The organism is Flavobacterium hercynium, assembly GCF_002217285.1.
GTDB classification, from domain to species: Bacteria; Bacteroidota; Bacteroidia; order Flavobacteriales; family Flavobacteriaceae; genus Flavobacterium; species Flavobacterium hercynium.
Window position 1 is genome coordinate 50,241 of sequence record NZ_MUGW01000030.1, and the last position, 13,168, is coordinate 63,408.

General features: G+C 33.1%; 14 protein-coding genes. 6 read left to right on the forward strand and 8 right to left on the reverse strand.

From position 1 onward, the window contains the following. The first annotated feature begins 23 nt into the window (after positions 1-23). Positions 24-1,814: an acyl-CoA dehydrogenase family protein gene (locus B0A66_RS15015; RefSeq protein ID WP_089050673.1), complete on the forward strand. Its 1,791-nt coding sequence runs from the start codon at positions 24-26 to the stop codon at positions 1,812-1,814. Between the two features lie 217 nt (positions 1,815-2,031). Beyond that, entirely contained in the window at positions 2,032-3,126 is a 1,095-nt protein-coding gene (locus B0A66_RS15020) for a glycoside hydrolase family 18 protein (RefSeq protein ID WP_089050674.1), read from the forward strand. Positions 3,127-3,198: 72 nt separating this feature from the next. On the opposite strand, the gene B0A66_RS15025 is transcribed toward B0A66_RS15020, so the two are convergent. Next, positions 3,199-3,714, reverse strand: a complete 516-nt coding sequence (locus B0A66_RS15025) for a DUF4251 domain-containing protein (protein ID WP_089050675.1) — start codon at positions 3,712-3,714, stop codon at positions 3,199-3,201. Between the two features lie 50 nt (positions 3,715-3,764). Next, the gene (locus tag B0A66_RS15030) at positions 3,765-4,199 is read right to left on the reverse strand and encodes an META domain-containing protein (RefSeq protein ID WP_089050676.1); all 435 of its coding nucleotides are present in this window, start codon (positions 4,197-4,199) and stop codon (positions 3,765-3,767) included. A 214-nt stretch (positions 4,200-4,413) separates the two neighbouring features. Here B0A66_RS15030 and B0A66_RS15035 point away from each other — a divergent pair, with 214 nt between their 5' ends. Together B0A66_RS15035 and B0A66_RS15040 are read left to right on the forward strand one after the other, a co-directional pair. Beyond that, a complete protein-coding gene (locus tag B0A66_RS15035; protein ID WP_089050677.1) occupies positions 4,414-4,941 on the forward strand; it encodes a superoxide dismutase family protein in 528 nt (175 codons plus the stop codon). Between the two features lie 104 nt (positions 4,942-5,045). Then, a complete protein-coding gene (locus B0A66_RS15040) occupies positions 5,046-6,248 on the forward strand; it encodes an LETM1-related biofilm-associated protein (RefSeq protein WP_089050678.1) in 1,203 nt (400 codons plus the stop codon). 46 nt (positions 6,249-6,294) lie between these two features. On the opposite strand, the gene can is transcribed toward B0A66_RS15040, so the two are convergent. From can to B0A66_RS15060, 4 genes are all read right to left on the reverse strand, one after another. Then, positions 6,295-6,930, reverse strand: a complete 636-nt coding sequence (gene can / locus B0A66_RS15045; protein ID WP_089050679.1) for a carbonate dehydratase — start codon at positions 6,928-6,930, stop codon at positions 6,295-6,297. A 120-nt stretch (positions 6,931-7,050) separates the two neighbouring features. After that, positions 7,051-8,703: a SulP family inorganic anion transporter gene (locus B0A66_RS15050; RefSeq protein WP_089050680.1), complete on the reverse strand. Its 1,653-nt coding sequence runs from the start codon at positions 8,701-8,703 to the stop codon at positions 7,051-7,053. Between the two features lie 77 nt (positions 8,704-8,780). After that, positions 8,781-8,993, reverse strand: coding sequence for a hypothetical protein (locus tag B0A66_RS15055; protein ID WP_244283508.1), 213 nt, complete (start codon positions 8,991-8,993; stop codon positions 8,781-8,783). A 203-nt stretch (positions 8,994-9,196) separates the two neighbouring features. After that, positions 9,197-9,676 carry a Dps family protein gene (locus B0A66_RS15060; protein ID WP_089050682.1) on the reverse strand — a complete coding sequence of 160 codons (480 nt, stop codon included), beginning with the start codon at positions 9,674-9,676 and terminating at the stop codon, positions 9,197-9,199. A gap of 108 nt (positions 9,677-9,784) precedes the next feature. Between B0A66_RS15060 and B0A66_RS15065 the strand changes: the two genes are divergently transcribed. Beyond that, on the forward strand, positions 9,785-10,726 hold the full coding sequence (locus B0A66_RS15065) for a LysR substrate-binding domain-containing protein (RefSeq protein WP_089050683.1): 942 nt from the start codon (positions 9,785-9,787) through the stop codon (positions 10,724-10,726). Between the two features lie 34 nt (positions 10,727-10,760). Here the strand turns inward: B0A66_RS15065 and B0A66_RS15070 are convergent, their stop codons facing one another. Beyond that, the gene (locus tag B0A66_RS15070) at positions 10,761-10,958 is read right to left on the reverse strand and encodes a hypothetical protein (protein WP_089050684.1); all 198 of its coding nucleotides are present in this window, start codon (positions 10,956-10,958) and stop codon (positions 10,761-10,763) included. A gap of 166 nt (positions 10,959-11,124) precedes the next feature. Then, on the reverse strand, positions 11,125-11,790 hold the full coding sequence (mnmD, locus tag B0A66_RS15075) for a tRNA (5-methylaminomethyl-2-thiouridine)(34)-methyltransferase MnmD (RefSeq protein ID WP_089050685.1): 666 nt from the start codon (positions 11,788-11,790) through the stop codon (positions 11,125-11,127). A gap of 307 nt (positions 11,791-12,097) precedes the next feature. Between mnmD and B0A66_RS15080 the strand changes: the two genes are divergently transcribed. After that, positions 12,098-13,168 carry a branched-chain amino acid aminotransferase gene (locus B0A66_RS15080; RefSeq protein WP_089050686.1) on the forward strand — a complete coding sequence of 357 codons (1,071 nt, stop codon included), beginning with the start codon at positions 12,098-12,100 and terminating at the stop codon, positions 13,166-13,168.

Genomic DNA, 13,168 nt, shown 5'->3' on the forward strand with positions numbered 1-13,168 from the left:
CCTTTGGGGGTTAGGGGGATGATATGAGCGACAAAACAAGAGGAGGTCAATTCCTGGTTAAAGAAACAAAGTGTGAAGATATCTTTACACCAGAAGATTTTTCAGAAGAGCAATTAATGATGCGTGACTCTGTAAAAGAGTTCGTTGACAAAGAATTATGGGCACATAAAGATCGTTTCGAGAAGAAAGATTATGCTTATACAGAATCGTCTATGCGTAAAGCTGGTGAACTTGGACTTCTAGGAGTTGCGGTTCCTGAGGAATACGGTGGATTAGGAATGGGATTTGTTTCTACTATGTTGGTTTGTGACTACATTTCAGGAGCTACGGGATCGTTCTCTACTGCTTTTGGTGCACATACCGGAATTGGAACTATGCCAATTACACTTTACGGAAGTGAAGAACAAAAGAAGAAATATGTTCCTAAATTGGCTTCTGGTGAATGGTTTGGTGCTTATTGCTTAACTGAACCAGGTGCAGGATCTGACGCTAACTCAGGAAAAACAAAAGCTGTTTTATCTGAAGACGGAAAATACTACTCTATTACAGGTCAAAAAATGTGGATTTCGAATGCAGGTTTCTGTAGTGTGTTCATCGTTTTTGCCCGTATTGGTGATGATAAAAATATTACAGGTTTCATCGTAGAAAATGATCCGTCTAACGGAATTTCTATGAATGAGGAAGAACACAAACTAGGTATTCGTGCTTCGTCTACTCGTCAGGTTTTCTTCAACGATACAAAAGTTCCTGTTGAAAACATGTTATCTGAAAGAGGAAACGGTTTTAAAATTGCAATGAATGCTTTGAATGTTGGTCGTATTAAATTGGCTGCTGCTTGTTTAGACGCACAACGTAGAGTAACTTCTAATGCTGTAAAATATGCTAACGAAAGAATTCAGTTTAACACTGCAATTTCAAGTTTTGGAGCGATTCGTTCTAAGTTAGCTGAAATGGCAACTAATGCTTATGCTGGCGAAAGTGCTTCATACAGAGCTGCAAAAGATATCGAAGACAGAATTGCTGCTCGTGAGGCTGAAGGAACAAGTCATCAGGAAGCAGAATTGAAAGGGGTTGAAGAATATGCTATCGAATGTTCTATTTTGAAAGTAGCAGTTTCTGAAGACGTTCAATCTTGTGCTGACGAAGGAATTCAGATTTTTGGCGGAATGGGATTCTCTGAAGATACTCCAATGGAAAGTGCCTGGAGAGATGCCCGTATCGCAAGAATTTATGAAGGAACAAACGAAATTAACAGAATGCTTTCTGTTGGTATGTTGATCAAAAAGGCAATGAAAGGTCATGTTGATTTGTTAGGACCAGCTATGAAAGTTTCTGAAGAATTAATGGGAATTCCATCTTTTGATACGCCTGATTTCTCTGAATTATTTGCAGAAGAAAAAGGAATCATTACAAATCTTAAAAAAGTATTCTTAATGGTTGCCGGAAGCGCTGTTCAAAAATACGGACCGGATTTAGATGCTCACCAACAATTGTTAATGGCTGCATCTGATATCTTGATCGAAATTTACATGGCAGAAAGTACTATTTTGAGAACTGAAAAACTAGCCAAAAGTAAAGGTGAAGATAAAGTAAAAGAACAAATTGCAATGGCACAATTATACTTGTACAAAGCAGTTGATATTATAAACTCAAAAGGAAAAGAAGGAATTATTTCTTTTGCTGAAGGTGATGAACAACGTATGATGTTAATGGGATTAAAACGTTTTACAAAATACACAAACAATCCAAATGTTGTAGCCTTAAGAGAGGTTATTACATCTAAATTAGTTGCAGAAAACGATTACTGCTTCTAATCCAAAAATAGTTTTTAGCTTTTAATTTGTTTAAACCCGCACTTTTCCGAAACTGTGCGGGTTTTTCTTTTTAGACGCTTGTTCTGATAAAACGTAAAAGAAAACAGACACGATTTCACAATTCTTTATTAAAATTGATAATATGATACAGAATCAATAGTTAATTTTAAAATCTAATGTTTTATATTTAGCTTTTCAAAAAACTAAAAGCTTAAAAATGAAATCAATTAACCTTATTGCACTACTTTTATTTTGCACTTGTACGACTTACACTTTTGCACAAAAAAGTAAAAAAATGGACATTATCGCTTACTACACAGGCGACAGCAAATTAATCGACGAATACGAAGTCAACAAACTAAATCAAATTATCTTTAGTTTCTCTCATTTAAAAGATGGAAAACTAAGCATCGACTCTCCTAAGGATTCTCTTACTATTAAACATTTAGTTTCTTTAAAAGCAAAAAATCCGCAATTAAAAATTATCCTTTCGCTTGGCGGATGGGGAGGCTGTGAACCTTGCTCTGCTGCATTTTCAACAGCTGACGGAAGATTGACTTTCGCAAAATCAGTTAAGGAATTGAGTGATTATTTTAAAGTAGACGGTTTAGATTTAGATTGGGAATATCCTGCAATTGAAGGTCTTCCTGGACATTTGTTTCAACCAGCAGACAAATCTAACTTTACAGAACTTGTAAAAATCTTACGTTCAACGTTAGGAAAAAAATACGAATTGAGCTTTGCAGCCGGAGGTTTCCAAAAATATCTGGATGAATCGATTGACTGGAAAACTGTAGCTCCTTTAGTAAATCGCATCAACATTATGAGTTATGATTTAGTAAACGGATATTCTACTGTTACAGGTCACCACACACCATTGTATAGCACAAATGATAAAGAGGAATCAACAGATAAAGCGGTAACGTTTTTACTTAAACAAGGCGTTCCTGCTGAAAAATTAATTATCGGCGGTGCATTTTATTCCAGAACATGGAAAAATGTAGCAAATATCAATAATGGATTGTATCAGTCTGGTGAACATATAGAAGGTGTTAATTTTAAAGACTTTGCTGCAACGTATACAGAAGCTAACGGATGGAAATATTTCTATGATAAAAAAGCACAAGCTCCGTATTGGTACAATGAAAAAACAAAAACATTTGCAACTTCAGATGATTTAACTTCCATAAAAGCTAAAGCGGAATATGTAAAAGCTAAAAAATTGGGTGGAATTATGTTCTGGGAACTTACTCTTGACAAACCAACTGACGGAATGGTAAAAGCAATTTACGACGTAAAAACAGCTAAATAATATAACGTCAAATTATAAAAAACGGGAACTATCTTAAAAAAGACAGTTCCCATTTTTGTTTGTTATAATTTTTTAATCCTTTTTTGGTTCAGGAGCTCTAATATGCCCAGTATACGATATTGGAACACGATTGTTGCTATTTATCGAAAGTGTCGTTCCTCCGTCATAAAAGACAGCAAAAAACAGATTGTAAACATCATCCTTCCCTTTTACTGTAGCTTTGATCGAATACGATTTATTATTTTTCTCTACTTTTATATTTTCCGGCTTTCCTTCAAACTTAATTCCGCCATCACCACCATAAGGCACATAAAAAGCACGTCCAAAAAAAGGTAAATCGCACTTTACAATTTCCGGACTCAAGGACAAATAATGTCTATTATAATCTAAATAGATCATTCTGCCACTTTGCGGCATTACATACTCAGCATCAAAAACAAAATTACCTGAATCTACTAAAGCTTCGGTTTCTTTTTGTTTTTGAAGTTCTTTTGCTGCTTTTAACTCCTTTTTCGTTTTTTCCTGAGAAAAACACGAAATAGTAATAAGCAAACAGAACACTACTAAAATTGATACTTTATCTTTCATAAATACATTTTAACAGAGTTACAATATTATAATCCGAACGAAAAGTTGATCTATTTTCTGGTAAAACGCATCGTAGCAATATCTCCAGAAATAAGGTTCAGTGTTTTACCATCCTCTGTAATAGCATAAGTATCTGCTTTTTGTAAGGTACTCATAAAAACCTGTTCTCCCTGACCATCTCCACACATCATTTTTGTCATCATCATCGGTTGAGTAAGGTCAACTTTATTACCATCTACAGTAAATTGACCACTAAACGAGTTACAACTACTATTCCCAGAAACTCTATTTTCTTTTAAGTCAAAAGTAATTACTGGTTTTTTATTTGGGTACAAACCATCAAATGCAATTCTTGGTCCGGTTACATAATTTAGTTCCCATGTTCCGGCAAGTGTCGCTGCCGAAGCTTCTTTTTTACACTTAAAAACATTGCACGAAACCATTACTGCGCCTAGCAAAAATATCGCTATTATACTCTTTTTCATAATTTTACAGTTTTAAATTAAACAGAATTAATTACACATTTTTTTAATTCCTGCGTAATTTTCCCATACTAAGTTACGTAATATTCTCTGTGTTGGTGTATAAAATCGAATCAAATCACAGGAGAATAGTTTTGCTTTTTTTTAACTTTTGCTCTCCGTGATATCGGTGTTTTTATGTTAAATTTACTTAACAATAAATTTAAAAGTCTTTAAGATGAAAAAAGTAATAGTTTCTTTCGCTATAATTACAGCCTTAATCATTGGCTGTAAGACCAATACAAAATCAGGTGATGCAAAAAACCTAACCGTTTCTCTAGAACCAAAAAGTAACAGTTCTGTACTGGGAACTGCAACATTTACGGAGAAAGATGGTAAAGTAACGTTCATTGCAAAAATGGCTGGTTTAACTCCCGGAGTACACGCTATTCACATTCACGAAAAATCAGATTGCAGTTCTGCTGACGGAAGTTCTGCAGGCGGACACTGGAATCCAACCTTCAAAAAACATGGTAAATGGGGAGTTGCTGAATACCACAAAGGTGATATTGGTAACTTTATTGCAGACGCAAAAGGCAATGGAACCATTACACTAACGACTAACGAATGGTGTATTGGCTGTGAGGATGAAACAAAAAATATCTTAGGAAAAGGATTAATTGTTCATCAGGGAACAGATGATTTTACTACTCAGCCTACAGGAGATGCAGGAGGAAGAGTCGCTTGTGCAGGAATAATCAAATAAAAAACACAATAACCACTATTTTTTCTAAAAACTAGTGGTTATTTCATTTAAAAAATAATCTTAACACAAGAAAAAGATATCTTTGCACCCTCAAATTCAAATTAATGATTAACCCGTCGGCATCCGGTTGGATAGATAAATTTTTTAGTGACCAAAAACTTTCAGAAGCAATTCCTTTTGAAAGTACGGACTCCTTTTACTTTAAAGTTAGAGAGACTGGCTTTATCTATGGTCATATTATTGACATCGATTCACAAATTCCAATTACTATAAAAGGCTGGTTTAAAACCGAAATTTCCAAAGTTGCCTTATTAAATACTTTATACGGCGTTTTTTGTTTAGAGAAAAGAAGCTCTGAACCTAGAAATTTTATTACGGAGGTTTTGAAATTTTACAAAGAAATGAATCCGGAAGGTTTTAGTTTGTTTAAAATTTTATTACCAAAAGAAGCTCCTTCTCTGGCCTTAGAAAATATAATTGACCAACGCGTTCAAACGAATGACAGCATTGTCAGTAAAAACTTTTCGCATTTGGTAACCAATGCATTATTGTTTATTGATGTTTTAGCTTTTAGACAATATTTGGTTCATGGCGAAATTCCGGAAAAGTACCTGAAACGAATTGAAGAAACAGTACTTGGTATTGTAGCACTTGCTTTAAAAACAAAAACAGTAAAATCACAGCATGATGATTTATTAATTAAACTTTTTGAAGCTTCTATACGCTATTCTAAATTTTCAAAAGTTACTGTTGATACGTTAGAAACTTTGCAATTGGATTATTTTAATAATAAATTAGAACAATATTATCTGATCGACATGGCCGGAATGGCTTTATGGAGCGACGGTGTTGTAGAAAATGAGGAAGCTTATTTTTTATACTCTTTAGGATCAATGATGAATGTTTCTGATGATTTTGTTACTAAAAGTATAGATACGACCAATACTTTTATTACGACGCACAAAAAGAAAATCCCATACTTTAATTATTCAAATCCTGTAAAGCATTTTTACGACCAAATGACACACAGCGTTGTTAAATTGATTGTAAGAAACAAAAACAGATTAATTAAGGAAATTATTCAGAGTAAAGAATTAATGGTTTTATTAGCTTACTCTACAACAAGAGATTTGGATGCTAAAGAAAAGAAAAAAGTAAAAAAACAACTTTTGGATATCTGTAAAACGATTCCATCACTTACCATATTTTTACTTCCGGGCGGTAGTTTATTGTTGCCTATTCTGATTAAGTTTATTCCAACTTTATTACCATCGGCGTTCAATGAAAATCTGGACGATAACGAATAAAAAAAAATCGCCTTTCGGCGATTTTTTTTATTTATAGTTTTATAGATTACAAATCTAATTGATACACTGCATCCAGTTCATCATTAGAGCTAATGGTTACATTAAGATCAGTAACAAAACCGGAATTCAATCCGTATACCCAACCGTGTAACATTAAGCCCTGACCGTTTTTCCATGCACCTTGTACGATAGAAGTTTTAGCCAGATTGTAAACTTGTTCTTTAGCGTTTATTTCTACAAATGCATTAAAACGTTCTGTTTCATCTTCAATTGAATTAAGATATTTATCGTGAAGACGGTATTCATCTTTAATATGACGAATCCAGTTATCGATGATACCAACTGATTGATTTCCCATTGCTGCTTTCACACCACCACATCCATAATGTCCGCAAACAATAACATGTTTTACCTTTAATACGTTTACTGCATAATCCAGAACACTCAACATATTCATATCAGAGTGCACAACCATATTAGCAATATTACGGTGCACAAAAACTTCTCCTGGTTTTGCTCCAATAATTTCATTTGCAGGAACACGGCTATCAGAACATCCAATCCATAATAATGGTGGTGTTTGTCCTTTGGCTAAATCTGCGAAATAATTAGGATCCTTTGCTAATGATTGCTCAACCCACTTTTTGTTGTTTTCTAATATTTGTTTATAAAACTCTTTCATTCTTTGTTGTTTTTTTTAGATAGATTTTACGTTTTGACAAAACATTTCAAAACATAAGTTTCTCGTAAAGTTACCTAAATTTTAATATAATTCGCAAGACGTAAATCTTATATTTTTTGTTTATTCGAAATCTTCTTTGTTTATTTCCCTTTGCACCAATTCTCTTTTTGCCACATCATAGTAATGTTCAATCTTTACATGATTACTGCCTTCAGGAGAGTTTTCTAATTCGTATGCGTCTTTAAAACCTTTTAGTTTTACCTTGATATTATCATCGACAGCGCGGGTTTCTTTAAACTCACGAATCAAATCAAGAACATCATGAGCGATATATTCTGTATCCTCTGCATTGATAATAACTTTTGAATTTTCAGGAATCTCGCCTAATGTAGTTTTAATAGCTGCTTTGTTCAAAAATGAAACTTCTTGAGCCAAATCAATATGAATAACGTCTCCATCTTCATATTCTTCCTTTTTAAAACTGTAAGCTCGTTTTAAATTTCCTCTCAAAACAAAAATAACACTGATAATAATACCCAAAGCAACTCCTTTAAGTAAATCTGTTGCCACAACAAACACTAACGTAGCGATAAAAGGTATAAATTGATATTTTCCTTTTAGCCAAAAATGAATGAAGGTTGCGGGTTTTGCTAATTTATAACCAACCAAAATCAGTACTGTAGCTAAAGTTGCTAATGGAATTCTGTTTAATAAAGTTGGAATACTAAGTACACTTACCAATAAAAGAACACCATGTATAATGGCTGACATTTTAGATTTAGCACCTGCATTATTATTTGCTGATGATCTCACCACTACAGATGTCATTGGTAAACCACCTAAAAGTGAACTCACAATATTACCAAGCCCTTGCGCTTTAAGTTCTACATTAGTATCGGTATATCTTTTTTGTACATCCATTCTATCAGAGGCTTCAATACATAACAAAGTTTCTATAGAAGCAACTATCGCAATTGTGATACCCACAACCCAGACTTTTGGATTGGTAACGGCAGCAAAATTTGGTGTAATAATAATAGATTTAAATTCCTCAAAAGATTGCGGAACCGGCAAAGAAACCAAATGATCTTTTACTATTGCCAACGGGCTTTCTGTTCTGATGAAAAATTCATTTAAAACAATTCCGGCAGCAACAGCAACAAGTGCTCCCGGTACTAATTTTAAATTCTTTAAAAACCCTATTTTCTCCCATGAAATTAAAATGGCGAATGAAACTAAGGAAATTACAACAGCGCCTAAGTTGATATGATTCACTACATCGAAGAGAAAAGAAAAAGAATTACTTCCATCCTTTTGAAGAAAAGCCTGATCTCCTTCAAAATCAGCATCGTAACCAAAAGCATGTGGAAGCTGTTTTAAAATGATAATAATTCCAATACCTGCTAGCATTCCTTCGATAACATTGGTAGGGAAATAATTCGAAATACTTCCGGCTTTTAAAAACCCTAACCCTAATTGTATAGCTCCAGCAATAAAAACAGACATTAAAAACACATCAAAAGCGCCCAAATCGGTAATAGCTGTTAAAATAATAGCCGTTAAACCCGCGGCAGGACCGGAAACACTAATATGCGACTGACTTAAGTAACCTACTACGATACCGCCAATAACACCTGCAATAATTCCTGAAAACAATGGAGCTCCTGAGGCCAATGCAATACCTAAACATAGTGGAAGCGCCACTAAAAAAACGACTAAACCTGATGCAAAATCAGATTTAAGGTTGGCAAAAAGATTAATTTTTTTTGTCATAATTCAATACTAAAATTTGATAAATAAAGGGGAACCATGCTTACAATAAACATAGTTTTTTTTAACAATCGGAAGTATTATGACAAGTTGGGCGGCGGAGCAAATATAGTTGCGGAAATGGAATCTAATTTCACAGTATTTTGTGACACTATAGTTTCTTTTTTAATACAAACAGGCATTACAATTTCATGTTGAAATATTGCAGGATAAACAGCAGCTTTAAGTTCTTTATGCGAATGCTCTTCTTCAGCAAAACTAAAGAACACAGACGTATCATTACTTTCCTTCATTACCGTTACAATCGTCGGTGTAGACAGAAAAGCAATAAATATAAATAACAATATACGAGCGACCTGTTTCATTGTAGCAAAAATAGCGTTAAAGCAATAAATTCAATGCGCGAATGCAAAAATTTTTATCAAATTTAACAAACATAAAAAAAGCAGAATGTCAGCTGGCTGACATTCTGCTTTTTTTTAATATAATCAGTGTTTTATAGTTCCTCTTCTAACCATGCATTCATCATCCAGATGGTTTTTTCCTGTTCAGCAATAAAGTCGCTCATCATAGAATTTGTTCCCTCATCTCCAGCGTCTCCGGCTTTAGTCAAAATACCTCTTTCAATTTTTAATAAATCAGATAAAGAATGTACTATTAACTGAACTGCTTTCTCATCGTTAGATATATTTTTTCCAACAGTTAATTTATTATTTGAAATATAATCTTCAAAAGTATGTAATGGAGTTCCTCCTATTGTTAATACTCTTTCTGCAATCATATCTATTTTTAATTGTGAATCTGTATAAAGCTCTTCAAATTTAACGTGCAAATCAAAAAATCGTTTCCCACGAATGTTCCAGTGAATCCCTCTTAAATTTTGATAATATACTTGAAAATTGGACAACAAAATGTTCAATTCTTTAACTAACAACTCTGACTCTTTTACAGGTAATCCTAAAATATTTGTTTTCATTATAATTGTATTTTACAGTATGTTACTACAAATTTAAAATAAATTGGTCGAAAATATTATAAATAAAAATTATATTTTGTTATTTTTGCATCAAAAAATACTATCAAAATGACGATCACTCAATTACAATATGTGTTAGCTGTTGCAGAACATAAAAATTTCACACTTGCTGCTGAAAAATGTTTTGTAACCCAGCCTACCTTAAGTATGCAAATTCAAAAAATTGAAGAAGAACTTAATATTTTAATTTTTGACAGAACTAAAAAACCTATTCAGCTTACAGAAATTGGTCAGAAAATTGTAAATCAGGCTAAAAATATAGTTAACGAAGCAGATCGAATTAAAGATATTGTGGAGCAGCAAAAAGGTTTTATTGGCGGAGAATTTCGTTTAGGAATTATCCCTACGATTATGCCAACGCTTCTACCGATGTTTTTAAATAATTTTATAAAAAAATATCCAAAAGTAAAACTCTTGATAGAGGAACTTAATACAGATGAAATCATTTTAAAACTTAAAAACGGACATCTTGATGCTGCAATTGCAGCTACTCCGCTTGAAGATGAAAAGATTAAGGAGATTGTTTTGTATTTTGAGCCTTTTGTTGCTTACATCCCGGAACATCATTCTAGCTTTCAAAAAGAAGAAATCGAAGTTTCTGATTTAAACATTAATGAAATTTTATTATTACAGGATGGACATTGTTTTAGAGACGGAATTTTAAATTTATGCAAACATGGTTCTGATGCTGATCAGAATAATTTTCAGATTCAAAGCGGAAGTTTTGAAACGCTGATTAAATTGGCTGATGAAGGTTTAGGCACAACATTATTACCGTATTTACATACGCTTGATTTAAAAGATGCTGATAAATTAAAATTACGCAACTTCAAGGAACCTAAACCTGCTCGTGAAGTAAGTTTAATTTTCCCTAAAAGCGAATTAAAAATGCATATTATCGATGCACTTCGATCGACAATCGCCGGAGTGGTAAAAGGAGCAATCGTTTTCCAGAATGTTCAAATCATTAGTCCGCTACAAAAGAAATAATACTAAAAAAGGAGCCAAAATTTGGCTCCTTTTTTTATACTTTGATGAGTAGTAGACTTTGCTCTAATTCTGGTTTTTCGATAATGAAATTCAATAACCATTCCTGCAACTGTTCCATTTCGTATGGTAACAGCGTTTTGATAGCTTTCTCTAATTCTTTACAGAAAAGTATCGGGTCGAAACTAACTCTTTCAAGTATTGATTTCGTGTAATCAAACATCATTTTTGACATAATAAAATAAGATAATGGGGGTTCTTAATTTTTTAAACTCAGACCAAATTTAATCAAATACTTCAAATAAATTCAACATTTAACTTATTATTTTATAAATCCTATCTACGAATACGTTTTCTTAATATATATAGATCAATGTAGACTTATTCTAAATAACTCATTTTTAAGCCTTTTTAAAAGCTCTAAACATTTCTCTTTTCCCCGGAGGTCCTGCTAATTTTTCTACGACAAATCCTACTTCTATCATACTTCTTTTAACAACTCCTCTGGCTGCATAGGTAACTAATACTCCATTTGGTCTTAAACTTTTATACATTTTCTCAAATATTTCGGTGCTCCACAACTCAGGTTGCACTCGAAATCCGAAGGCATCAAAGTAAATCAAATCAAAAATCTCAAAATCGTTTATTTCATGAAAAAATTGTTTTCTTTTGGTTAACGAAAAATCAGCGCTAATCTGTACTTTTTCGTTCCATTCGCATTCGTGCATTTCTGCAAAAACATCTTTATAGGTGATAGCTTCCAATTCGTCAACGTAATTCATTTCCAGAACTTCTTTAGCATCAACCGGGTAGGCTTCTACTCCAACGTAATCTATCTTTTGTTGTTTTTGTGTTGCTTCTAAAAAAGTAATAAAAGCATTCAGTCCTGTTCCAAAACCAATTTCCAGAATAGTCACCGGCTTCGCTTCAAACAACGAAAGTCCGTTCATTATAAATACATGTTTTGCTTCCTGAATTGCTCCATGTTTAGAATGGTAGGATTCATTCCATTCTGTCAAATGAATTGTTGTTGAGCCATCTAACGTTTTAATAATCTCTCTTTCCACTATTTACAATTTTGTAATGCCATTTTATTGATTTTTAGCCTTCTTTGTTAATCAAATTTAGTCAAAACAAATGCGTAAAGCCTTAAAAAACGAGACAATTTTCATAAATTCTTTATAAAACTATCTTAATTTTTTAAGTTTATTATAAGATAAATAAATCGCAATTAAATACGGTAATTAATGCACTTTTACTAAGTAAATTAGAGATTTTTATCTAATTTTGTATTCAGTAAAAAATCTATTTAATACCAAAATCATTACCGTATTTTTACTATAGGAATGAAATTACATAAAAAACCATTTTATTATGAGTACAACTCAAACAAGCAAAATTGAAATCAGAAAAGCTACTTCATCAAAAATAAGTGGAGTTGACTTTCAAAACTTAAGCTTTGGTGCTGTTTTTACAGACCATTTATTCGAATGTGATTTTAAAAATGGAGAATGGCAAACTCCTGTCATTAAACCTTATGCTCCAATTCTGATGGATCCTTCTTCAAAAGTATTCCATTACGGACAAGCTATTTTCGAAGGAATGAAAGCTTATAAAGATGACAATAATGATGTTTGGTTGTTTAGACCAGACGAAAACTTCAAGCGTTTTAATAACTCAGCTACACGTATGGCAATGCCGGAAGTTCCTGAAGCTATTTTTATGGATGGTTTGAATGAGTTACTAAAAATTGATCAGGAATGGATTCAAAAAGGGAACGGAAGCAGTATGTACATTCGTCCTTTTATGATTGCTACCGGTGCAGGTGTTGTTGCTAATCCTTCTGACGAATATAAATTCATGATTTTATTATCTCCTGCACAATCGTATTATGCAGGCGAAGTAAAAGTAATTATCGCTGAACACTACAGCCGTGCTGCAAATGGCGGAATTGGTGCTGCAAAAGCAGCAGGAAATTATGCTGCACAATTTTACCCAACTAACTTGGCCAACAAAGATGGTTTCCAACAAGTTATCTGGACTGATGATGCTACACATACAAAATTAGAGGAAGCAGGTACAATGAACGTTTTCTTTAGAATCAACGATACATTATTGACTGCTCCGGTAAGCGAAAGAATTTTAGATGGTATTACCAGAAAAAGTTTAATTGCTATGGCTGAAAAAGAAGGATTGAATGTAGATGTTCGTCCGGTAATCGTTTCAGAATTGGTTGAAGCTGCTAAAAACGGATCGTTAAAAGAAATTTTTGGAGCAGGAACTGCTGCTGTAATTAGTGTAATTAAAGGTTTCTCTTATCAGGATGTTTATTATGAAATGGCTCCTGCTGAAGATTCTTATGCAGCTCTTTTAAAAGAAAAACTAACAAGTCTTCAAAACAAACTTTCAGAAGATACTTTTGGATGGACGGTTAAGGTTCAATAA

What these genes read in the sequence shown, in the direction of transcription:
- B0A66_RS15040 (WP_089050678.1), top strand. Translation starts at nt 5,046, where the DNA reads ATGATTAACCCGTCGGCATCCGGTTGGATAGATAAATTTTTTAGTGAC.
- B0A66_RS15055 (WP_244283508.1), bottom strand. Translation starts at nt 8,993, where the DNA reads ATGAAGGAAAGTAATGATACGTCTGTGTTCTTTAGTTTTGCTGAAGAA.
- B0A66_RS15070 (WP_089050684.1), bottom strand. Translation starts at nt 10,958, where the DNA reads ATGTCAAAAATGATGTTTGATTACACGAAATCAATACTTGAAAGAGTT.
- B0A66_RS15015 (WP_089050673.1), top strand. Translation starts at nt 24, where the DNA reads ATGAGCGACAAAACAAGAGGAGGTCAATTCCTGGTTAAAGAAACAAAG.
- B0A66_RS15030 (WP_089050676.1), bottom strand. Translation starts at nt 4,199, where the DNA reads ATGAAAAAGAGTATAATAGCGATATTTTTGCTAGGCGCAGTAATGGTT.
- B0A66_RS15080 (WP_089050686.1), top strand. Translation starts at nt 12,098, where the DNA reads ATGAGTACAACTCAAACAAGCAAAATTGAAATCAGAAAAGCTACTTCA.
- B0A66_RS15060 (WP_089050682.1), bottom strand. Translation starts at nt 9,676, where the DNA reads ATGAAAACAAATATTTTAGGATTACCTGTAAAAGAGTCAGAGTTGTTA.
- B0A66_RS15065 (WP_089050683.1), top strand. Translation starts at nt 9,785, where the DNA reads ATGACGATCACTCAATTACAATATGTGTTAGCTGTTGCAGAACATAAA.
- B0A66_RS15025 (WP_089050675.1), bottom strand. Translation starts at nt 3,714, where the DNA reads ATGAAAGATAAAGTATCAATTTTAGTAGTGTTCTGTTTGCTTATTACT.
- B0A66_RS15050 (WP_089050680.1), bottom strand. Translation starts at nt 8,703, where the DNA reads ATGACAAAAAAAATTAATCTTTTTGCCAACCTTAAATCTGATTTTGCA.
- B0A66_RS15020 (WP_089050674.1), top strand. Translation starts at nt 2,032, where the DNA reads ATGAAATCAATTAACCTTATTGCACTACTTTTATTTTGCACTTGTACG.
- can (WP_089050679.1), bottom strand. Translation starts at nt 6,930, where the DNA reads ATGAAAGAGTTTTATAAACAAATATTAGAAAACAACAAAAAGTGGGTT.
- B0A66_RS15035 (WP_089050677.1), top strand. Translation starts at nt 4,414, where the DNA reads ATGAAAAAAGTAATAGTTTCTTTCGCTATAATTACAGCCTTAATCATT.